The organism is Streptomyces sp. NPDC005784 (assembly GCF_042871525.1).
Lineage (GTDB): Bacteria > Actinomycetota > Actinomycetes > Streptomycetales > Streptomycetaceae > Streptomyces.
Map to the genome: position 1 here is coordinate 137,569 of NZ_JBIAIQ010000009.1, position 22,152 is coordinate 159,720.

Consider the following 22,152-nt stretch of genomic DNA (forward strand, 5'->3'; position numbering starts at 1 on the left):
GGTCAGGCCGTGCGCTCCGTGGACTCCACGGACTCCACGGACTCCGTGGGGTCCGTGGGGTCCTTGAGTACGGGGAAGCGGCGCGGTGCGACGAACAGCAGGACCAGGAAGGCGAGGGCGGCGGCACCGGCGGCGCCCAGATAGACGGCGTGGACCGCGTCGGCGACCGCGTGGCGCAGCCGCCCGGCCGGCGCGCCCGAGTCCAGTGCGCGGGTCACCGCGTCGAGATCCCCGGCGCCGCCGAGCCGCGCGGCCAGCACCCCGTTGGCGACGGCGCCGAACAGGGCGGCGCCCAGGGTCTGTCCGGTCTGCCGGCAGAAGAGGACGGAGGCGGTGGTCGTCCCGCGTTCGGCCCACCCGACGGTGGACTGGACGCCGATGATCAGGGGGAGCTGGAAGAGCCCGAGGGCGCCGCCCAGCAGCAGCATCAGCAGGGCGGGCTGCCACGGCTCGCCCGGATAGGGCAGGAAGGGAAAGGCCAGCAGGAGCAGGCTCGCCGTACCGATGCCGAGCATCGCGGTGTTGCGGAAGCCGATGCGGCGGTAGACGTGCTGGCTGAGCGCCGCGGACACCGGCCAGCTCAACGTCCATACGGAGAGCACGAATCCGGCGGCGACCGGGGCGAGCCCGAGGACCGCCTGCGCGTAGGTGGGCAGGAAGACCGTCGGCGCGACCATGAGCAGGCCCAGCGCCCCGAGCGCCAGGTTGACCGCGGCGATCGTCCGGCGGCGCCACACCCAGCCCGGGATGATCGGTTCGGCCGCCCGCCGCTCGACGGCCACCACGACCGCGACCAGGCAGAGGCCCGTGCCGAACAGGGCGACCGAGGGGGCCGACAGCCAGTCCCAGGCGACACCGCCCTGCACCAGCGCGGTCAGCAGGACACCGCCGCAGGCGAACACCGCGAGGGCGCCCGCCCAGTCGATCCGGGGCCGCCGGGCCGGCGCGGCCCGCTGCGGTTCGTGCAGATGACGGACGATCAGCCACAGGGCGAGGGCGCCGACCGGCAGGTTGACGAGGAAGATCCACCGCCAGTCGGCGTACGCCGCGAGGACTCCGCCCAGGGCGGGACCCGCGATGGCCGAGGTCGCCCACACCGTGGACAGTTTGGCCTGGATCTTCGGGCGTTCCCTGAGCGGGTACAGATCGGCGGCGAGTGTCTGCACGGTGCCCTGGAGGGCGCCGCCGCCCAGGCCCTGCACGACGCGGAAGGCGATGAGCGCGGCCATGTTCCAGGCGGTGGCGCAGAGCAGTGAGCCGAGGAGGAAGACGGCCGCGCCCGCCACGAGGACCGGCTTGCGGCCGAAGGTGTCGGAGAGCTTGCCGTAGACGGGGAGCGTGACCGTGACGGCCAGCAGGTAGCCCGAGAACAGCCAGGAGAAGACGGAGAATCCGCCGAGGTCGCCGACGATCTGCGGAACGGCGGTGGACACGATGGTGGAGTCGAGCGCGGCGAGACCCATCGCCAGCATGAGCGCGGCGACGACGGCGCGGTGCCGCCGGGTCCCGGCGCGGGTCGTGCGGGGAGGGTGCTCCCGTACGGCCGGTATCTCGGTGTCGCCCTTGCCCACGGGATTCCTTCCCCCTGCATCTATCTGCCGGGACCAGCTTCCCACTTGAGCCTCACGCCGGGGGAGGGCGGAGGCTGTGTGGGCCCGGGGGTGGAGCCGACCCCGAGGAGTTGTCCACCGATGGGTGGAGGACCCCTAGGGGGATCTCCGCATCAGGGGTCGGGGAGGGTTCCTCCCGTTGGAGGACGAGACGGGGCAGAGGACGTCCTTAACCTGGTTTTACGCCGTCGGGGGCGCGTTCGGGTCGTACGGACCGCACCCACGGGGGTGGGGTTTTCCCCAGCAGAAGACGGGGCCGTGCACCAGCGCGTCCGACCCCCTCCCGGCACCAGACTTACGGACGTGGCCCAGCGCACCGCGTCCGAGACCCGGCGCGGACCTTCGAGGCCCGTCGTACCCGCTCGCAGACTTTCGCAACCGGCAGTTTCCCCTGTCGGTCGACTTAGGAGACATACCGTGACATCGGCTGTAAGCATTCCCAGGCACGAGGGCACTGGAGGGCGTACGGCCGTCGCCGCGCGGGCGCGTCAGGTCGTCAAGGCGTATGGGTCCGGGGAGACCCGCGTCGTCGCCCTCGACCAGGTCGACGTGGACATCGCGCGGGGCCGGTTCACCGCGATCATGGGCCCCTCGGGCTCCGGAAAATCCACCCTGATGCACTGCCTCGCCGGGCTCGACACCGTCACCTCCGGCCAGATCTTCCTCGACGAGACCGAGATCACCGGGCTCAAGGACAAGAGGCTGACGCAGCTGCGCCGGGACCGGATCGGCTTCATCTTCCAGGCCTTCAACCTGCTGCCGACGCTGAGCGCCCTGGAGAACATCACGCTTCCGATGGACATCGCGGGACGCAAGCCCGACAAGCGCTGGCTGGACCAGGTCGTGGAGACCGTCGGGCTCGCGGACCGGCTCAAGCACCGCCCGAACCAGCTCTCCGGCGGCCAGCAGCAGCGCGTCGCGGTGGCACGGGCGCTGGCGGCCCGCCCCGAGATCATCTTCGGCGACGAGCCGACCGGAAACCTGGACTCCCGGGCCGGCGCCGAGGTGCTGGGCTTCCTGCGGCGCTCGGTGGACGACCTGGGCCAGACCATCGTGATGGTCACGCACGACCCGGTGGCCGCCTCGTACGCGGACCGCGTGCTGTACCTCGCGGACGGCAGGATCGTCGACGAGATGCACCAGCCGACGGCCGACCAGGTCCTGGACCGCATGAAGGACTTCGACTCCCGCGGGCGGACGTCATGACCGTCCTCAAGACCTCGATGCGCAACTTCTTCGCGCACAAGGGACGCATGGCCCTGTCCGCCGTGGCGGTCCTGCTGTCGGTGGCCTTCGTCTGCGGCACGCTCGTCTTCACCGACACGATGAACACGACGTTCGACAAGCTCTTCGCGGCCACCTCCTCCGACGTGACGGTGCTGCCGAAGGCCGCCAAGAGCGACGACACCCCGCAGAACGGCAAGCCCGAGTCGGTGCCGGCCTCCGTGCTGGCGCTGACGCAACGGACGGACGGCGTCAAGTCCGCCGAGGGCGCGGTCAGTTCGATGAACGTGACCGTCGTGAACAGCCACAACAAGAACATGGGCTCCACCACCGGTGCCCCGACCATCGCCGGCAACTGGACGCGCAACGACCTCCGTTCCACGGAGATCACCTCCGGCCGCGCCCCGCGCGGACCCACCGAGGTGATGGTCGACGTCGACACCGCCGACAAGCACCACCTGAAGATGGGCGACGAACTGCGCACCATCGCGGTCACCGGTGACTTCAAGGCCAGGATCGTCGGGATCGCCACCTTCAAGGTGACCAACCCCGGTGCCGCCGTCGTCTGGTTCGACACCGCCACCGCGCAGCGCGAACTCCTCGGCTCCACCGGCCGGTTCACCCAGATCAACGTCACCGCCGCGCCGGGCGTCTCCGACGCGCACCTCAAGCAGAACGTCTCCACCGCGCTCCACGGGTCGTACAAGATCCAGACGCAGAAGGAGAACGCCGACGAGAACCGCAAGGGCGTCGGCCAGTTCATGAACGTCATCAAGTACGCCATGCTGGGCTTCGCCGGGATCGCGTTCCTGGTCGGCATCTTCCTGATCATCAACACCTTCTCGATGCTGGTCGCCCAGCGCACCCGCGAGATCGGCCTGATGCGCGCCATCGGCTCCTCCCGCAAGCAGGTCAACCGCTCGGTGCTGGTCGAGGCACTGCTGCTCGGTTTCGTCGGCTCGGTCCTCGGCGTCGCCGCGGGCGTCGGCCTTGCGGTCGGCCTGATGAAACTCATGGCGTCGATGGGCATGGACCTCTCCACGCGTGACCTGACCGTCAAGGCGGCCACCCCGGTCATCGGCATGATCCTCGGTGTCGTCGTCACCGTCCTGGCCGCCTATCTGCCGGCCCGGCGTGCCGGCAAGGTCTCCCCGATGGCCGCGCTGCGCGACGCCGGCACCCCGGCGGACGGCAAGGCGGGTCTCGTCCGCGGACTGATCGGCCTGGCCCTGACCGGCGCCGGAGCGTTCGCGCTCTACACGGCGGCCACCGCCCACAAGGCGAGCGACGGCTCACTGGTCCTCGGCGCGGGCATCGTCCTCACCCTGATCGGCTTCGTGATCGTCGGCCCGCTGCTGGCCGGCGGTGTGGTCCGGGTGATCAGCGCCGTACTGCTGCGGATGTTCGGCCCCGTGGGCCGGCTCGCCGAGCGCAACGCGCTGCGCAACCCGCGCCGCACCGGCGCCACCGGCGCGGCCCTGATGATCGGCCTGGCCCTGGTCGCCTGCCTGTCGGTGGTCGGCTCCTCGATGGTGGCCTCGGCGACCGACGAGCTCGACAAGTCGGTCGGCGCGGACTTCATCGTCCAGGGCCAGCAGCGGATCGTCCCGCAGGCCGAGCAGGCCATGGAGACGACCCCGGGCCTGGAGCACGTCACCCGCTACAAGGACATCGAGGCGAAGACGACCTCGCCGGACGGACAGGTCGACGACTCCGGGATCACCGCGGCCGACCCGTCGTACGCCCAGGACCTGCGGCGCAAGACGACCGCCGGTGACCTGGCGGCGGCCTACGGCACGAACGCCATGTCGGTGGGCTCGAAGTACGCCAAGAAGCACGGGGTGCGGGTCGGCGACACCCTGAACGTCGCGTTCAAGGGCGGTGCCACGGCGAAGCTCAAGGTCGCGGCCATCACGGACGACGACGTCGCCATCGACCACGAGGTCCGGTACACCAGCATCGAGACGATGAAGAAGTACCTGCCCGCGAACAGGATCCCGCCGAACGAGATCATGTTCGCCAAGGCCAAGCCCGGCCAGGAGAAGCAGGCGTACGCGGCCCTGAAGAAGGCCATGGAGCCGTACCCGCAGTACCAGGTCCGCGACCAGACGGACTACAAGCAGGAGCTGAAGGACCAGGTGGGCCAGCTCCTGAACATGGTCTACGGCCTGCTGGGTCTGGCGATCGTGGTGGCGATCCTCGGTGTGGTGAACACCCTGGCGCTGTCGGTCGTCGAGCGGACCCGCGAGATCGGCCTGATGCGCGCCATCGGGCTCTCCCGCCGCCAGCTGCGCCGCATGATCCGCCTGGAGTCGGTCGTCATCGCCCTCTTCGGCGCCCTCCTCGGCCTGGGGCTCGGCATGAGCTGGGGCGCCACCGCCCAGAAACTCCTCGCCCTGGAGGGCCTGAAGGTTCTGGAGATCCCCTGGCCGACCATCATCGGGGTCTTCATCGGCTCGGCCTTCGTGGGCCTGTTCGCCGCCCTGATCCCGGCGTTCCGAGCGGGCCGGATGAACGTACTGAACGCGATCGCCACCGACTAGGACCTGTCCGCTCGGCGGACGATCGAACGGGCCACCGCGTACGGGGGTCGCGGCGGAACGGACGGGCCCGGTCCGAGGAGAGTCACTCTCCTCGGACCGGGCCCGCGGTGTGTCCGGGGCCCGTTCGGGAGTGCGTGCGTGGTCACCGTTCGGGGAGTACGCGGCCCCGTTTCCGGGAGTGCGTGGTGCCAGTCTCCGGTGGTCGGTGGTCGGTGGTCGGTGGCGGGCAGGCGGCCGGGCGGTCTGGATCTGGCGGGCGAGGGACGGGGGTGAGCTGCGAGGGTTCGGGGTCCTGGGCCCAGGGGTGCCGGGCCTGGGCAGGGGTCCTGGGCCTGGGTCGGGGTGCGCGGTGGGTCGCGGAACTGGGCGGGGCCCTCGGTGGACGGTCACGCGCGAGCGGGCGCGGAGTCGTAGGCTGGATGCCCCCGGCCCGTCCCACGTGTCGGGCGTCTCGCGTTGCCCACTCCCCGGGATGGAAGCCCTTCATGAGCCTGCACGGTCTGCTCGACGCCGTCGTCAAGGACGCCGCCCTCACGGAGGCGGTGAAGGCCGCCGCCGACGGCAACCGGATGCACATCGACCTGGTCGGCCCACCGGCGGCGCGCCCGTTCGCCGTCGCCGCGCTCGCCCGCGAGACCGGCCGTACGGTGCTGGCGGTGACGGCCACCGGCCGCGAGGCCGAGGACCTGGCCGCGGCCCTGCGCTCCCTGCTCCCGCCGGACGGCGTGGCGGAGTACCCGTCGTGGGAGACGCTGCCGCACGAGCGGCTCTCGCCCCGGTCGGACACCGTCGGCCGGCGCCTCGCCATCCTGCGGCGCCTTTCCCACCCACGCCCCGACGACCCCGAGACCGGCCCGGTGTCCGTCGTCGTGGCCCCCATCCGCTCGGTTCTCCAGCCGCAGGTCAAGGGCCTGGGCGACCTGGAGCCCGTCGTCCTGCGCACCGGTAGCTCGGCCGACCTGGGCGAGACCGTCGAGGCGCTCGCGGCAGCCGCGTACTCCCGCGTCGAACTCGTCGAGAAGCGCGGCGAGTTCGCTGTCCGCGGCGGCATCCTGGACGTCTTCCCGCCCACCGAGGAGCACCCGCTGCGGGTGGAGTTCTGGGGCGACGACATCGAGGAGATCCGCTACTTCAAGATCGCGGACCAGCGCTCCCTGGAGGTCGCCGCACACGGCCTGTGGGCCCCGCCCTGCCGCGAACTGCTGCTCACCGAGGACGTGCGGGCGCGGGCCGCGGCCCTCGCCGAGGCCCACCCGGAACTGGGCGAACTCCTCGGCAAGATCGCCGAGGGCATCGCCGTCGAAGGCATGGAATCGCTCGCCCCGGTCCTCGTCGACGACATGGAACTGCTGCTCGACGTCCTGCCCGAGGGCGCGATGACCGTCGTATGCGATCCGGAGCGGGTACGGACACGGGCCACGGACCTGGTCGCGACCTCGCAGGAGTTCCTCCAGGCGTCCTGGGCGGCGACGGCCGGGGGCGGCGAGGCACCCATCGACGTCGGCGCGGCCTCCCTGTGGTCCATCGCGGACGTACGGGACCGGGCCCGCGAGCTGGACATGATGTGGTGGTCGGTGTCGCCGTTCGCCGCCGACGCGGACCTCACGGACGCCTTCGCCGGCGGGCTGGGGGACACCCTCAAGCTGGGCATGCACGCCCCCGAGACCTACCGCGGCGACACCGCCCGCGCGCTCGCCGACACCAAGGGCTGGCTGGCCGACGGCTGGCACACGGTCTACGTCACCGAGGCGCACGGCCCGGCGGCACGCACCGTCGAGGTGCTGGGCGGCGAGGGCATCGCCGCCCGCCTGGAGACCGACCTCACCGGGATCGGCCCCTCCGTCGTGCACGTGGCGTGCGGCTCCATCGACTACGGCTTCGTCGACCCGGCGCTCCGGCTCGCCGTCCTGACGGAGACCGACCTCTCCGGCCAGAAGGCGGCGGGCAAGGACGGCGCCCGCATGCCGGCCCGCCGCCGCAAGACGATCGACCCGCTGACCCTGGAGACCGGCGACTACATCGTGCACGAACAGCACGGTGTCGGCCGCTACATCGAGATGGTGCAGCGCACCGTCCAGACCGCGACCCGCGAGTACCTGGTCGTCGAGTACGCCCCCGCCAAGCGCGGCCAGCCCGGCGACCGCCTCTACATCCCCACCGACCAGCTGGAGCAGATCACCAAGTACGTCGGCGGCGAGGCCCCGACGATGCACCGCCTGGGCGGCGCCGACTGGACCAAGACCAAGGCGCGCGCCAAGAAGGCGGTCAAGGAGATCGCCGCGGACCTGATCAAGCTGTACTCGGCGCGGATGGCGGCCCCCGGCCACGCCTTCGGCGCCGACACACCCTGGCAGCGCGAGCTGGAGGACGCGTTCCCGTACGCGGAGACGCCCGACCAGCTGACGACGATCGCCGAGGTCAAGGAGGACATGGAGAAGACGGTCCCGATGGACCGCCTGATCTGCGGCGACGTGGGCTACGGCAAGACGGAGATCGCGGTCCGCGCCGCGTTCAAGGCGGTGCAGGACGGCAAGCAGGTGGCGGTCCTCGTCCCCACCACCCTGCTGGTGCAGCAGCACTTCGGCACGTTCTCCGAGCGCTACTCGCAGTTCCCGGTGAACGTCCGTGCCCTGTCCCGCTTCCAGACGGACACCGAGGCCAAGTCGGTCCTGGAGGGGCTGCGCGAAGGCTCGGTGGACCTCGTCATCGGCACCCACCGCCTGTTCTCCGCCGAGACCAAGTTCAAGGACCTGGGCCTGGTCGTCGTCGACGAGGAGCAGCGCTTCGGCGTCGAGCACAAGGAGCAGCTGAAGAAGCTCCGCGCCAACGTCGACGTCCTCACGATGTCCGCGACCCCCATTCCCCGCACGCTCGAAATGGCGGTGACGGGCATCCGCGAGATGTCCACGATCACCACCCCGCCGGAGGAGCGGCACCCGGTGCTGACCTTCGTCGGCCCGTACGAGGAGAAGCAGATCGGCGCGGCGATCCGCCGTGAACTGCTGCGCGAGGGCCAGGTCTTCTACATCCACAACCGGGTCGAGTCCATCGACCGGGCGGCCGCCCGCCTCAGGGAGATCGTCCCGGAGGCGCGGATCGCCACGGCCCACGGCCAGATGGGGGAGCAGGCACTGGAGCAGGTGGTCGTCGACTTCTGGGAGAAGAGGTTCGACGTGCTGGTGTCCACGACGATCGTCGAGTCGGGCATCGACATCTCGAATGCGAACACGCTGATCGTGGAGCGCGGCGACAACTTCGGTCTGTCGCAGCTCCACCAGCTGCGCGGCCGGGTCGGCCGCGGCCGGGAACGCGGCTACGCCTACTTCCTCTATCCGCCGGAGAAGCCCCTCACCGAGACGGCCCACGAGCGGCTCGCGACGATCGCCCAGCACACCGAGATGGGCGCGGGCATGTACGTGGCGATGAAGGACCTGGAGATCCGCGGCGCGGGCAATCTGCTCGGCGGCGAACAGTCGGGCCACATCGCCGGCGTCGGCTTCGACCTGTACGTACGCATGGTGGGCGAGGCGGTCGCGGACTACCGCGCCTCCCTGGAGGGCGGTGTGGAGGAGGAGCCGCCGCTGGAGGTCAAGATCGAGCTGCCGGTCGACGCGCACGTCCCGCACGAGTACGCGCCGGGCGAGCGGCTGCGCCTCGCCGCGTACCGGTCCATCGCCTCCGCGAACACGGAGGAGGACGTCAAGGCCGTACGCGAGGAACTCGTCGACCGCTACGGCAAGCTCCCGGAGCCGGTCGAGAACCTGCTCCTCGTGGCGGGCCTGCGGATGCTCGCGCGCGCCTGCGGGGTCGGTGAGATCGTCCTCCAGGGCAACAACATCCGCTTCGCGCCGGTGGAGTTGAGAGAGTCCCAGGAGCTGCGCCTGACGCGCCTGTATCCGGGAACCGTCATCAAGCCGACCGCCCACCAGCTCCTCGTACCCCGCCCGAAGACGGCGAAGGTCGGCGGAAAGCCGCTGGTCGGGCGGGAACTGCTCGGCTGGACCGGGGAGTTCCTTGCTTCGATCCTGGGGTCTTAGCGGTACCGCGCACAGCAAACGGGCCGCCGGAGACTCCGGCGGCCCGTTTGCTGTGCGCGGCCCATGACCGGCTTCGTGTTCGACTCAGGACGGGATCAGGCATCCGGCTCAGGACCGGATCAGGGCTGCTGGGGGCGGAACAGCATTCCCGTCAGGGACTGGAAGACCTCGTCGGGGTCCTCGTCGCCAACCTGGCCGTCCAGGTTGTGGCTGATCAGGAGCGTGGCGAAGCCGTGGGCGAGGGACCAGGCCGCGATGCCGGCGAGGTGGGTGTCGGGGCCGCGGACCTCCGAGGGGAGCGCGGAGACGGCGGCGCGCAGCCGTACGCCCGCCAGCGTCCGGGCCGTCGTGAGCTCCAGGTCGTTCTCGCGGAGCAGCTCCGGGGAGAACATGACCTGGAAGTGGGCGGGGTGCTCCCGCGCGAAACGTACGTAGCGCACGCCCGCGTCGCGCAGGTCGTCGGCGTCGTCGAGCGCGGTCGCCAGGAGCCCGAAGCCCTCCGCCGCGATGGCCGTGAGCAGGCCGATGCGGTCCTTGAAGTGGTGTGCCGGGGCGGCGTGCGAGACGCCCGCGCGGCGGGCCAGATCGCGCAGGCTCACCGCGGAGGGCCCCTCGACGGCGATGACGTCGAGAGCGGCGCCGAGGATGGCGCGGCGCAGGTCCCCGTGGTGATAGGGGCGCTCGGAGCCGCTGGTTTTCGCGGGATTCATGACAGAAGCGTACGCCGGATCTAGGCATTGCCAAGTTCGGCGGCCGGGGTCGGCCGGGGGTGGCCCGGGTCGGTCGGGGGTGGCAGAGGCCGACCCGACCGGGGTTTGCAGGGGTCGGCCGGGTCGGCCGAGGGAAATCTAGCCGTTGACAAGTTTGGTCGGTTCGGGCAATCTTGTCAGTGTCAAGTTGTGGAGCGTGTCGTTTCGTGACGAGGGGTGGAGTCATGTCCGGGAACGTGAGCGGGGCGAGTGGGGCCGGCGGGGCAGGGGTCGCGGAGGACGGGGTGCCGCAGGGAGAGGTGTCGCAGGGCGGCGGGCCGGAGGATGGTGCGGGCGTCGACCTCGGTCGGGTGCGTCAGCTCTGGCATCTGCTGGAGCCCCTGCATGCCGTGCTGTACTACGCGCCGGAGGCCTTCGAGGAGGCGGCGGCGCTCGGATACGGGGCCGAGGAGCGCTGGCCCAGTTACTTCCCCTACCGCGCGGCGCCGTTGGGGGCGGTAGGCGGCGGGCGAGTGGCCTCCGCTTTCTACAGTTTCAGCCCGCGCATGGTGGACGAGCACATCGACTCGGCCTGGCGGACGGCGAGTCCGGAGCAGGTGCTCGCGGCGCGGGAGCGGGCCGTCGACCGGGCGTACCGCGCGATACTCGGCGACCGCGTCGCCAGTCCCGAGCTGGCCGAGGCGGCGGCGCTCGCCCGCCGGGCCGCTGAGGCCGCGAACACCGAGGGGCGCCAACTCGCCGCGTCGAACGCCGAGTTGCGCTGGCCCGAGGCGCCGCACCTCCAGCTGTGGCACGCGGCGACGATCCTGCGCGAGCACCGTGGCGACGGACACCTCGCGGCCCTGCTCGTGGCCGACCTCGACCCGGTCGAGTCGCTGGTCTCCTTCGCGGCGATAGGAGCGGCCTCCGTGGAGCGGTTCGAGAGCCGGGGCTGGAGCCCCGAGGAGTGGGCCGCGGCAAGGGGCCGTCTGACAGCCCGGGGCCTGGTCGACGAGGACGGTGTCGCCACGGACGCCGGCCGTGAGCTGCGCCGCCAGGTCGAGCACCACACCGACCGCCTCGCCGCCGCCCCTTGGCGGTCGCTCGGCCCGGACGCCGTCACCCGCCTCGCCGACCTGCTCGGGGAGTTCTGGGTCGCGGTACTGAGTTCGGGACTGCTGCCGTCGGAGACGACGCTGGGGATCGGAAAGGTCTGACGCCGTCGACGGTCATCGACCGGAGGGGGTAAGGGCAAGGGCGCGGGGGAGGTGTGACGGGCGTGGACGCTGCCTCGGTATGGAGGTCGGTCGCACCCGTACGACCCCGGCCCCACCCGGCGGGGATGCCGCGATGGGGCTGGAAGGGGAGGTGGTTCTCGAATCGCTCCGGCTACTGCTGTCCCGGCCGGTCGCGGTTTCGGTCCATACCCATCGCGCCTTCGGCTTTCTGTTGCGCGTCGTCGACCTTGTCCGTGTATTTGTCGCCGGTCTTCTTGTTGGCCTGCTTCTCCGCGGCGTCGGACATGTCCGCTGCTTTGTCCTGTGCCGCCCGGCTGCTCTTGAACCTGTCGAAGATGCCCATCCAGAGCTCCTTCCGGGGTGGACTCAAGACCGACGATACGCCCGGCGTGCGCCCATTGCCCATCGATGTCTGGTATGGCCGGGGAATGGCGGCCGTTACCTTGGGCAGACGGGAATCACGTCCGATCTGGGCGGACCCGGGGAGGCGAAGGGGAGGGCGCTGTGCTGCGTCTGAGGGGTGGGGCGGCTGCTGCCGCACTGGTGGTGTTCGTCGTCGGGGCCGGAGTCAGCGGCTGCAAGAAGGACGACTTGGGGTCGGCGGGACCGCAGGAGACGGCGGCCGGCAGCGGTGGCGCCGCTTACGCCGCCGTGGACTCGCTGGCCGTCAAGGGGCGCGCGCCCAAGACCGGGTACAGCAGGGAGCGGTTCGGCACGGCCTGGGCCGACACCGACGCGAATTCGTGCGACACCCGTGACGACATCCTCAAGCGGGACCTGAAAGAGGTGAAGTTCAGCGACGGCAGGTGCAGGGTGTCCCGCGGGGTCCTCGAACCCGATCCGTACGGCGGCAAGGACGTCACCTTCGTGCGCGGGCGCAGCCTGGTCGACATCGACCACCTCGTCGCGCTCTCGGACGCCTGGCAGACCGGCGCCAAGTACTGGGACGCGAGCAAGCGAATAGCGCTGGCCAACGATCCGCTCAACCTCCGCGCCGTCGGCGCGAGCGCCAACCGCAGCAAGGGCGACGGCGACACGGCGACCTGGCTCCCGCCCAACAAGGCGTACCGCTGCACATATGTCGCCGCGCAGGTGGCGGTGAAGAAGAAGTACGGACTGTGGGTCACCGGTGCCGAGAAGGCGGCCATGAAGAAGGTGCTGGGCGGCTGCTCCGGCCAGAAACTGCCCTCGGGCGGCAACCCGACCGAGGCGCCTAAGAGGTTCCACGCGAAATGACGCGGGTCGCTTCCCGCGAAGGGACGCGGTCACGGCCCGCCCACGCCCGTGCCCGTCGTGGCGCGGAAACGGTGAGGGGGCGGGCCGTGAGCCCGCCCCTTCACCGCTGTCGGGCCCTTACCGCTGTCAGGCGGACGGGTTGACGATCACCTTGGCCGAGTTGTTCGTGGTGTCCGGGTCGAAGGCGAAGTACGTGCCGCCGGGGCCGGGCCGGGCGACGACGCGGCCGGTCGCGTCGGGGACGACCCGGTCGATGCGCAGCTGGAACGGGAAGCTGATTTCCAGGTCAGGCGTGGCCCACGTCAGCAGGGCGCAGACGTAGTGGCCGATGTCCGGGGCGTCGTCCGACGTCCAGGCGGTGCGGCAGGCGCGGGGCACGGACGTGGCGGTGGTGCCCTCCGGGAGGTAGAAGTCGATTACGGCGGCCGGGTCGCCGGAGCTGACGTTGGCGACCCCGGCCGGGCCGTGGTTGACGAAGCGGAAGGCGCCGGTGACGATGTCGCCGGCCGCGCCGCTCACCTCGGTGCCCTGTACGGCGAAGTCGGCGGTGTTGTCGGCGTCGATGCTCCAGGCGCGGCTGTTGTCCGCGGTGCTGAGGTCGGTGGCGTCGCCGGCGGGCTTGACGTTGTAGTCGAACCGCTCGTACAGCGCGTGGCCGGTGACGGTGAGCCGCAACGGCTCCGACAGCTCCACGGTGGCACCGGGCGCGACATCGGTGTCGAAGGAGCAGGTCACGTACGTCATGTCCGTGTACAGGCCGCCGTCGTCCGGCCCGGTGTAGGTGCACTCCGAGTAGCGGGTGACGACCTGGAGGCCGTTGGTCGCCCGCATTTTCACGCTGAAGCCGTGGGCGGTCTCGTTGCCGGTGTTGGTGACGGAGGACGGCACGGTGAGGCTGGTGCCGGGCGAGACGTCGGTGACGCTCTGCGGGGCGCTGATGCCGAGGTCCGGGCCGGAGCCGACGGTGACGGAGGTCTCCGCGTTGCCCGCCCGGGCGACGAGTGTGCCGTCGGGGCCACCGGTGGCCTCGGCGGAGTACTCGATCACACCCTGCGCTCCCAGGGCGGCGCCCGCGGCGGCCCGCACCTTCAGCTGCACCTGCGCGCTGTAACGGGTCGGCACGTCCCCGGTGTCGCACACGGCGACGGTGCCGGTGTCGTTCGGCGTGCAGTTGTCGGGCCAGGCGACCTCGGCGACTCCGGCGAGCCCGGAGGCGTCGACGGTCAGCCGTCCCTCGGTCACGGTGAAGTTGCCGTTGTCGTGATAAAGGCCGAGCGCCAGCGGTCGGTACTGCGCCGTACCGCCGTCCGGAGCGACGGTGACCGTCTGATCGTACGGCGCATGGATCCACAGTTGATCGCTCTGCGCCTCGTCGGCGAAGGCGACCCCACTCCCGAGCCCGGTGACGACCAGCGCCCCCACGGCTCCGGCACATAATCCGCGACGCAGTACACGACCGACGGAGAGAGAACTCATTGCATCCCCCAGATGGGCAGAGGTGACCCCGGCGAAGTGATCATCGCCGGACGTCAGTTCGACTCCCTGGTGGGGTGGAAGGTTGCGGAGGAGAGGGGTGCGGCGGGGGGTTTTCCGTCCCCGCGCTCTCAGCCGAGTCCGGCTGCGACTGATTCGTACCGGGCGGCCTGCTTCGGGGTGAGGTAGCGGGAGACGCGTACGAGTACCGAGCCGTGGACGTAGTCGTACGCGGCGAAGGCCCGGGGAGGACTTGGCGATGCCGCGGATGTACTCCGCGCGCGCCCTGGCGTCCGACGCGTCGGTTAACACCTCGATGGCGCCGCCGCGTTCGACGGCGCCGGGGTCCGCGCCGGTGACCTGGGGGCCTGCACCCAGCTGTCCGAGAACGTGACCTTGGACGTGTACTCGCCCGGGCGGCCGAGCAGGCGGTTCGGATCGTTCTCCGCGGTGACGATGCCTGTCAGGGTCGCAGGCCCGACCTGTGCGGACATGGTCCGGGCCGTGTTCGACCAGCGTGTGCGGGAGGTCGGGTGCGGCAGGACGGCGGAACCGACGAGGCTCCTGTGCCGGTGAGTCGAGGCGTCGGGCACCTCGCCCGGCGACGCAGGAGCCTCGTCCGTTGCCGACGCGGTCGGCGTCACCTGATCGAGGGCCGCGCTGAAAGGCCCCTACGTTGTCCTGCGGGAAGTGCTCAGGACTGTCGGCGCCTGCGGGCTGTGGTGAACAGGACCGTGCCGAGGCCCGCGGCGAGGACGCCCGCCGTTCCGGCGATCCACGGAGTAGCTCCCGCTCCCGTGCTCGCCATGGACCCGGTCTGCCCGGAGGTGGACGATGTGTCGTGTGCACCCCCGGCGGACCCGGACCCGCCACCGGAACCCGAGCCGGACGAGCCGCCCGCCGTTCCTCCGGAGGAGCCGTTTCCGCCGTCGGAGCCACCGGTGCCGCCCGTCGCGCCCGGCACCTTCACGGTGATGGCGGCGGTGTCGTTCCTCGGGTTGCTGTCACTCTCGGGCAGCACCTTCAGCGAGACCTTGCCGGGCTTGAGGGCGGACGCCTTGTCGATGTGCAGGTCGAAGGACCACACGAGGCGCTCGCCGGAACCGACCCACCAGTCGTTGCTCTCACCTCTGCAGGAGTAGACGCGGCCACCGGGCCCCTTCTTCCCGCCGTTTTCCGTCCAGCACCGCTCCGGAACTTTCACCGCGGTCGTGCCCGGGGGAATCGTGACCGTCGTCTCGACCGAGGGATCTTCGAGGGGCCGACTGCCGTTCCAGGTCGGCACACCGCCGGGACCGTTGTTGCGGTACCCGACATCCACCGTGACCACGTCACCCGGCCGCCCCTCCGCCGAGGCGCCGAGGGCTTCGGCGTCCGCCGTGTTGTCGACCGTGTAGAGGATGCCGGTCGGGCCCACCTGCGGCTTCCCCGGGGGTGCGTCGTCCGGGCGCGGCACGAGCTTCAGCTCGGGGCCCTCGCCGAGGTGGACGTCGGTCATCTCCTTCAGCTCGTCCGTGCCGCCCATCCAGCCGTACCAATCCACGGTGCGTGCGTCGTCGTCGATCCTGAGCGTGCCCGGGGACACGTCGAAGGAGTCGCCCACCTCGATCGTGTCGTCGAAGTGACAGAGCGCCGCTTGGAGCGTCGTGTCGGTGAGCTCCCCACTCTGCACGCCGTCCATGTGGACGGGCAGTTTGCCGTACTTGCAGTTACTGAACTCCTGCTTGAACGACGCGTTCGGAGCGTAGGTGAAGAAGTCCGTGCCCTTGAGAGTGTTCGCGCCGAAGTAGGTGAAGCCCAAGCCCGGACGCACCTCGGCGCCGGGTTTCACCTTGCCCTCCACCGTTCCCGTCACATGGTCCTGGACGAACCCCTCGTCCTCGATGTCGACCTTCCACACCCGTTCGGTGATCGCGGCTCCGTCGGCCTGTCCGCTGACGCGGATCTCGCCGGTGGTCCCGCCCCGCGCGCCCTTCAGGCTTTGTGCCCGGAAGCTGCCGAGCCGGGTCGTTTTGCCGGGGGAGGGAGCGTCCTTGCCCTGGCAGACCAGGACGCCCTCGGTCTTCTTCGCGCATCCGGAGAAGGGGGCGGTGGCGTCCACGACTTTGCCGAGCGAGCTGTAGTCGACGGTGAGCGTGTACGACGTGATCTTCGTCGTACCCGTGTTGGTCAGCGTCACGGGATCCGACGTGTCCGCGGCCGGCGGCGCATAGGGCTCGGCCTTCAGGGTGTAGTCGCCGGTGTCCGAGGCGACCTCCAGCCCCGCCCCGACGGCGACCGCACGCTCGGACGGCACACCCACCGCCGCCGCGGCAACCGCCAGCACCCCGGCCGCGGCCCACACTCCTCGCGGCACCTGGCTCACCCTCATGGAACCCCTCCCAAGACCAAAAACACGCGCCATGAACAGCGCGAGAACAATGACCTTCCAGACAGGGAGAGGCATCGAAAGGTTGTACGGGCTTCGAGCTGCAGCGACGCGGGCCGAGGCCGCGGAGCGATTGGCCGGTGAGGTCGGGCAGGGCGGACCCGGTCAGCCGATCATGAGCAACATCCGGGACAGTGTGCGGAGTTCGTCGTCCGGATGGTCCTTGCCCGAGAAGGGGGAGTCGGGGAGCAGGCGCTTCGGGGAGGAGACGTAGGAGCGGAGGGCGGGGTGGAGCTCCTTCGGGGACCGGCCCGTCGCGGCGAGGGCCTTGAGGGCACTGATGCCGACCGGGCTGGGGCCGACCAGGCCGGCGAGGACGGGGACCGCGCGGTCGGGGGATCCGGTGATCCAGTGGTGGGCCTCGGCGGCCGCCTTGCGCGTCCAGTCGTAGCGGGCTTCCAGCAGGGGCTCGATGAGGGGGAGCAGCGGGGCGGCGGCGCTGCTCAGCGGCTCCAGTCCGCTCAGGTACCAGTGGGTCTGGCCCTTGGACGAGAGCAGTTCCTCGTAGGTGCGAAGCGCCGCAGCGGGGTCATCGGTCAACCGGTGGTGGGCCACGGCCGCCGAGGCCCTCAGAGAAGGGTCGCTGCTCCGCGTGGCGTCGAGCAGCAGGTCGGTGATCTCCGGCGTGCGTACGCCGATGGAGCCGAGTTGGCGGGCGGCGACGATGGCCGCGCGACGGGTCCTCAGGCAGTCGACCAGTTCGGGCCGGGCGGCGACGGCCGCGGTGGTGCCGAACGGTGCCAGGGCCTGGACCAGGGCGATGCCGTCGTTCCCGGTGGCGCCGGCGGCCAGCTCGTGGCGGATCACGGGTATCAGCCGGTCGGCCGCCTCCGGGAAGTGCCGGGCCGCCGCTTCGACCAGCCGGGCGGTGGGGCGCTCGAGCACCAGCTCCAAGGCGCGGGGATCGCGGGAGTTCACCAGGGCGAGGAGCGCCGGTTCGGCGGTCTCGTCGTCGGCACTGGCGTACCGGTGGAGCGTGTCCCGGAGGTCGGCTTCCGGGTCGGGCACATGGCCGATCCAGTGGCCGATCGTGCGGAGCAGGGCGGCGAGTTTGTCCTGGTGGGGCAGTGCGGCCAGCGACAGGTCCAGGACCTCACGCTCGCGGTCGCGCCACTTCTCGGCTATCCCCCCGGCCAGCCACGAACCGCGTGAGCCGATGTCCCCGGCCGCGATCCAGCGGGCGGCCACGGTGAGGGCGACGTCCGGCTCCCGACCGAGCAGGCCGGTGAGCCGCCGGTCCTGGGTGACGCTGTCCGACCACGGGTAGTCGTCGTCCCCGGGGTCGGGTTCGGCGCCGTCCTCGGCGAAGACCTCCACGAGCTCGGGCGAGTACGGCGGCCCGGACCGTTCGGCGGCCAGCTGGGCCGCGGCGAGCCTCACCTCGGGCAGCGGGCTGTCCAGGGGTTCCAGCACCCGGCCGAAACGGTTCAGGACGACCAGCGCGTCCGCCCGTACGGCAGGGACGGGATCGTCGGCGTAGAGCGCGTCGACCTGCTCGACGGCCAGAGCCCGCAACTCGTCCGGGAGCAGGTCGGCCACTGCCGCGACCGTCCGCAGCACCGCGCGGCGCACCCCGCGCTCGGGGTCCCCGAGACACGGCAGCAGCTCCGGGAGCACCTCGCAGAGTTCCGCGCAGACCGCGGCGACATCGCTGCCGGGCCAGTGCGGTGATTCGACGAAGTCGGGGCTGTGATCGGCGAGGACGGCGAGCAGCATCAGCAGGTCCTCGCGCTTGCGCCGCGCGTGCAGCACGGCGTGGGCGAGGAAGGGGACGGCAGGGGCCGAGGCCTGGTAGATCGTGCCCTGGTGGTGGATGTTGCCGTAGAGCTCGTAGACCGCCTCGTCGGCGGCTTCCTCGTCGTCCTCGTAGAGCGCCCGGATCAGCTCGGGCACGTCCTCGGCGGGGCCGTAGGCGTGGGTCAGGTCGGACCACCGGACGTCGTCCAGCTCGGCCGGAGATCTCATGCGCACGCTCCTCAGCTGATCGGGTGCGCCGACCATACCGACCGCCTCTGACAACGGTGTGGTGGAAGGAATCCGGCGACGGAACTCCTCCGGTTCGGAGTTGTTCCGTCGCCGGGCCGGTGGCCGACCTGCCCTCATCTCAGTGAGTCGCGGGACGTGTTCAGGACTGTCGGCGCCTGCGGGCCGTGGTGAACAGGACCGTGCCGACGCCCGCGGCGAGGACGCCCGCCGCCCCGGCGATCCACGGAGTACCACCGGTGCCGCCCGTCGTGCCCGGCACCTTCACGGTGATGGCGGCGGTGTCGTTCTTCGGGTTGCTGTCATGCTCCGAGAGCACCTTCAGCGAGACCCTGCCGGGCTTGAGGGCGGATGCCTTGTCGATGCGCAGGTCGAAGGACCACACGAGGCGCTCTTTGGGACCGACCCACCAGTCGTTGACCTTGTTCGTGCAGCTGTAGCTGTGGACGTCGGGATGCCTGCCGTCGTCGAACGACTGGCACTCTCTCGGCACCTTCACCGCGGTTGTGCCCGGGGGAACGATGACCGTCGTCCTCACTGAAAGCTCTTCGATGGGCTCGCTGCCGTTCCAGGTGGGCATTCCGCCAGGACCGTTGTTGCGGTACCCGACGTTCACCGTGACCACGTCACCCGGCCGTCCCTTTGCCGAGGCGCCGAGGGCTTCGATGTCCGCCGTGTTGTCGACCTCGTAGCTCACTCCGAGACCGGAAGCCTGCGGCTCCCCCTGGGGTGCGCTGTCCGGGCGCGGCACGAGCTTCAGTTCCGGGCCCCGGCCGGGGTGGACGTCGGTCAGCTTCTCACGGTCGACCACGGGGTTCCTGGAGCCCAGCTGGGCGTGCCAGGACGCGCCGCGTGCGTCTTTGTTGATCTTGAGCGGGCCCGGGGACACGTCGAAGGAGTCGCCTGCCTCGATCGTGTTGTTGAGGTGACAGATCGCCGCCGGGAACGTCAAGTCGGTGAGCTGCCCGTTGCCGTACACGTACTCCGGCATCGTGCCGTAGTCGCAGTTGCTGAACTCCTGCTCGAACGACGCGCCCCCGGCATGCATGGAGAACTCGGTGCCCTTGAGCGTGTTCGTGCCGAGGTAGGTGAAGCCTGCGCCGGGACGCACCTCGGCGCCGGGCTTCACCTTGCCCTTCACCGTTCCCGTCGCCCGGTCCTGGACGAACCCCTTGTCCAGGATGTCGACCTTCCACACCCGTTCGGTGATCGCGGCTCCGTCGGCCTGTCCGCTGACCCGGATCTCGCCGGTGGTCCCGCCCCGCGCACCCTTCAGGCTCCGCAGCTGGAAGTTGGTGAGCCGGGTCGTCCCGCCGGGGGAGGGAGCGTCGTTGCCGTGACAGACCAGGACGCCCTCGGTCTTCTTCTTGCATCCGGGGAAGGGAGCGGTGACGTCCACGACTCCGCCGAGCGAGCTGTAGTCGACGGTGAGTGTGTAGGACGTGATGTCCGTCGTACCCGTGTTGGTCAGCGTCATGGAACCGCCCGAGGTCAGGTCGTAACCCGCATAGGGATCGACCTCCAGGGTGTAGTCGCCGGAACCCGAGGCGACCTCCAGCCCCGCCCCGACAGCGACCGCGCGCTCGGACGGCACACCCACCGTCGCCGCGGCCACCGCCAGCACCCCGGCCGTGGCCCACACCCCGCGCCGCACCTCGCCGATCTTCACGGGACCCCCAATGGTCAAGTTCACACGCCATGAACGGTGCGAGAACAATGACCTTCCAGACAGGGCGAGACGTCGAAAGGTTGTACGGGCTTCGAACTTCAACGGTGCGGGCCGGTGCCTGCGTCGGCTGCGTGGATCGCCGAGGAGAGACGGACTGTCCGCCGCCAGTACGACACACCTCCGGCGGAGCGTGTGTCGCAAGGGCACCCCGGAGCTCTTGCACGGCACGGCCGAAGTCCTGGCGGATCTTCTCCCCAGGGCCCGTATCGGCCCCAACCGCACGACCGTCGTCGCCAAGGCTGTCCGCCCCGTGGGCCGGCCCTTCACACGGTCCCAAGTACCCTCCGGTCATGACCGGTGCCTTGGTGATCCCGGAGTACTACGAAGACGTCGAGCTGGTTGCCGGTGAGCAACTCGCGGGCGACCCCGCATTTTGGCTCGCCCACGTTCTGCTGACCATGGGGGACCAGGGAGAGCAGCCGGACCGCTACGGCGTGGCGTCCTCGGCCTACGACGCCATGGAGGACCGCCTCGGGGACACCGAGCAGCCGTGGCCCGTCCTGCGCGTGCCCTTCGATGGCGGACACACGGCCTACGTCGTGTACGCAAACTCCGAGGACATGAGCGACATCGAGTTCTTCGTCCGCCATCCCGCGTGGGGGCGGCTCGGATTCCTCGGGGACTGCGGCGGCGACCATGCCGGTCCCGGGCTGTCCTGGAACGAACTCACCACCCTCGCCGCGAGCACATCGGACGGCGGTGAAGGTCTCTCCGACCCCTCTCAGCGTCTGCTGCTCCTGCTTCCGATGCTCGGCGACGCCGACATGCCCGAGGAAGCGACCGACGTGGTGGCGCGGGCGCTGGTCCACTGCGGGATACGCGCCGACGCGGCCCACGAGTTGGCCGCCGCCGTGCTGCCCGATCCCGGTCAAGAGCCCCGGTGGACCGTCACCGACGACAGCCCGATCGCCGTCTGCTCGGCGCCCTACAGCGCCCGCCGTGTGCCGATCGCCCTGGGCATCACCTCCGAGCAGACCCAGGCCCTGGCCGATGCCCTCAGCGGATCCGGCCGCGGAGCTGCTGCCCTGTGAGGCCGGACATGACGAACCCGGTGGTGCGGCCCTTCGCCGGCTTCGGACCGCTCGACTTCGGTATGACGCGGGCGGCGAGTCACGCGATTCTCGGACCGCCGGCACACCGTTACCGGAGGTCGGCGTGGGTCGGTCAACTCGCGGACGTCTACACGGAGCTCGGCCTGACCCTTGACTACGGCGACGACGGAAACCTCGAAGCGGTGGAGGCCATTTCTCCGGCTCGGCCCATCGTCGAAGCCGTGGACGTGCTTGGTCGGCCGTCGAGCGCTGTGGTGGAGGGCTTGGCGGAGAAGTCCTGCGCATCGGATTGGGAACTCGGACTGCTCAGCGTTCCCCGCCTCGGCATTGCTCTCTTCACGCCTTCCGGGCAGGCTTCCAGTGAACCATTTCTGAGTATGTCCGCGTTCTGGCGAGGTGTGTCCGGCCACGAGGTTTTTGCGGGAAGCGGCCAGGAACGTCTCGCGGGTTCTCTGGAAGACCCTCTCGTGGTCGAGCCCGACCGTCTCGGGCCGGCCAGGCTCGGGATGACCGTTGACCAGTTGCGTCGGCTCCTCGGAGAAGGGATGTCGACGGTCTACTTCGGTCGACCGACGGACATCTTCTTCGGTGTGGGAATTGTTGCGCAGTACGACGCCGGAGTTGTCTGCCGGCTCGTAGCTGTTTCCCGGTCGAAGGCGACCGTCGACGGATTGCCGACTCTTGGAGTGCCGTTCGGGGAATTCGTGACGGCTGCCGCAGGAGCGGGCCTGCAGTTCGAGGTGTCGGAAGGTGAAGTCCAGCTTCATCAAGGCCGTGTCAGGGTCTGGTCCTCCAGGCCGGAGAGTCCCGAACTTCGGGTATCAGGTGTGTCCGTGACGGCTGGGAGCGCCGGCACCACGCCGGGCTGGGTGCGGCGCTGAATCTTGCGACGACAGCATGCGGTGCGGAA

General features: G+C 70.5%; 14 protein-coding genes. 7 read left to right on the forward strand and 7 right to left on the reverse strand.

Annotated elements, in window-relative coordinates:
- Positions 1 to 2: 2 nt before the first annotated feature.
- Positions 3 to 1,550 carry an MFS transporter gene (locus tag ACFYR3_RS17585; RefSeq protein WP_389283809.1) on the reverse strand — a complete coding sequence of 516 codons (1,548 nt, stop codon included), beginning with the start codon at positions 1,548 to 1,550 and terminating at the stop codon, positions 3 to 5.
- Positions 1,551 to 2,027: 477 nt separating this feature from the next.
- Here ACFYR3_RS17585 and ACFYR3_RS17590 point away from each other — a divergent pair, with 477 nt between their 5' ends.
- The 3 genes from ACFYR3_RS17590 (at position 2,028) to mfd (ending at position 9,414) form a co-directional block, all read left to right on the forward strand.
- Positions 2,028 to 2,816: an ABC transporter ATP-binding protein gene (locus tag ACFYR3_RS17590; protein WP_355845939.1), complete on the forward strand. Its 789-nt coding sequence runs from the start codon at positions 2,028 to 2,030 to the stop codon at positions 2,814 to 2,816.
- Entirely contained in the window at positions 2,813 to 5,377 is a 2,565-nt protein-coding gene (locus ACFYR3_RS17595; RefSeq protein ID WP_355845942.1) for an FtsX-like permease family protein, read from the forward strand. Before ACFYR3_RS17590 ends, ACFYR3_RS17595 begins: the two co-directional genes overlap by 4 nt.
- A gap of 485 nt (positions 5,378 to 5,862) precedes the next feature.
- On the forward strand, positions 5,863 to 9,414 hold the full coding sequence (gene mfd / locus ACFYR3_RS17600) for a transcription-repair coupling factor (protein ID WP_355845945.1): 3,552 nt from the start codon (positions 5,863 to 5,865) through the stop codon (positions 9,412 to 9,414).
- Positions 9,415 to 9,533: 119 nt separating this feature from the next.
- Here the strand turns inward: mfd and ACFYR3_RS17605 are convergent, their stop codons facing one another.
- Positions 9,534 to 10,124: a TetR/AcrR family transcriptional regulator gene (locus ACFYR3_RS17605; RefSeq protein WP_389283710.1), complete on the reverse strand. Its 591-nt coding sequence runs from the start codon at positions 10,122 to 10,124 to the stop codon at positions 9,534 to 9,536.
- A gap of 224 nt (positions 10,125 to 10,348) precedes the next feature.
- Between ACFYR3_RS17605 and ACFYR3_RS17610 the strand changes: the two genes are divergently transcribed.
- Positions 10,349 to 11,320: a hypothetical protein gene (locus ACFYR3_RS17610; protein ID WP_355845951.1), complete on the forward strand. Its 972-nt coding sequence runs from the start codon at positions 10,349 to 10,351 to the stop codon at positions 11,318 to 11,320.
- Positions 11,321 to 11,492: 172 nt separating this feature from the next.
- On the opposite strand, the gene ACFYR3_RS17615 is transcribed toward ACFYR3_RS17610, so the two are convergent.
- Entirely contained in the window at positions 11,493 to 11,684 is a 192-nt protein-coding gene (locus ACFYR3_RS17615) for an Rv0909 family putative TA system antitoxin (RefSeq protein WP_355845954.1), read from the reverse strand.
- A gap of 161 nt (positions 11,685 to 11,845) precedes the next feature.
- On the opposite strand from ACFYR3_RS17615, the gene ACFYR3_RS17620 reads away from it, so the two are divergent.
- Positions 11,846 to 12,577, forward strand: a complete 732-nt coding sequence (locus ACFYR3_RS17620; protein ID WP_355845957.1) for an HNH endonuclease family protein — start codon at positions 11,846 to 11,848, stop codon at positions 12,575 to 12,577.
- 126 nt (positions 12,578 to 12,703) lie between these two features.
- Here the strand turns inward: ACFYR3_RS17620 and ACFYR3_RS17625 are convergent, their stop codons facing one another.
- The 4 genes from ACFYR3_RS17625 to ACFYR3_RS17640 form a co-directional block, all read right to left on the reverse strand.
- Entirely contained in the window at positions 12,704 to 14,053 is a 1,350-nt protein-coding gene (locus tag ACFYR3_RS17625) for a hypothetical protein (RefSeq protein ID WP_389283711.1), read from the reverse strand.
- Between the two features lie 691 nt (positions 14,054 to 14,744).
- Complete coding sequence (locus ACFYR3_RS17630) at positions 14,745 to 16,421, reverse strand: hypothetical protein (protein ID WP_389283713.1); 1,677 nt, start codon at positions 16,419 to 16,421, stop codon at positions 14,745 to 14,747.
- Between the two features lie 162 nt (positions 16,422 to 16,583).
- The gene (locus ACFYR3_RS17635) at positions 16,584 to 18,443 is read right to left on the reverse strand and encodes a hypothetical protein (protein ID WP_389283715.1); all 1,860 of its coding nucleotides are present in this window, start codon (positions 18,441 to 18,443) and stop codon (positions 16,584 to 16,586) included.
- Positions 18,444 to 18,603: 160 nt separating this feature from the next.
- On the reverse strand, positions 18,604 to 20,154 hold the full coding sequence (locus ACFYR3_RS17640; RefSeq protein ID WP_389283717.1) for a hypothetical protein: 1,551 nt from the start codon (positions 20,152 to 20,154) through the stop codon (positions 18,604 to 18,606).
- Between the two features lie 326 nt (positions 20,155 to 20,480).
- On the opposite strand from ACFYR3_RS17640, the gene ACFYR3_RS17645 reads away from it, so the two are divergent.
- Both ACFYR3_RS17645 and ACFYR3_RS17650 read left to right on the forward strand, forming a co-directional pair.
- Entirely contained in the window at positions 20,481 to 21,221 is a 741-nt protein-coding gene (locus ACFYR3_RS17645; protein ID WP_355845972.1) for a hypothetical protein, read from the forward strand.
- Positions 21,222 to 21,229: 8 nt separating this feature from the next.
- A complete protein-coding gene (locus ACFYR3_RS17650; protein WP_355845974.1) occupies positions 21,230 to 22,123 on the forward strand; it encodes a hypothetical protein in 894 nt (297 codons plus the stop codon).
- Positions 22,124 to 22,152: the final 29 nt, after the last annotated feature.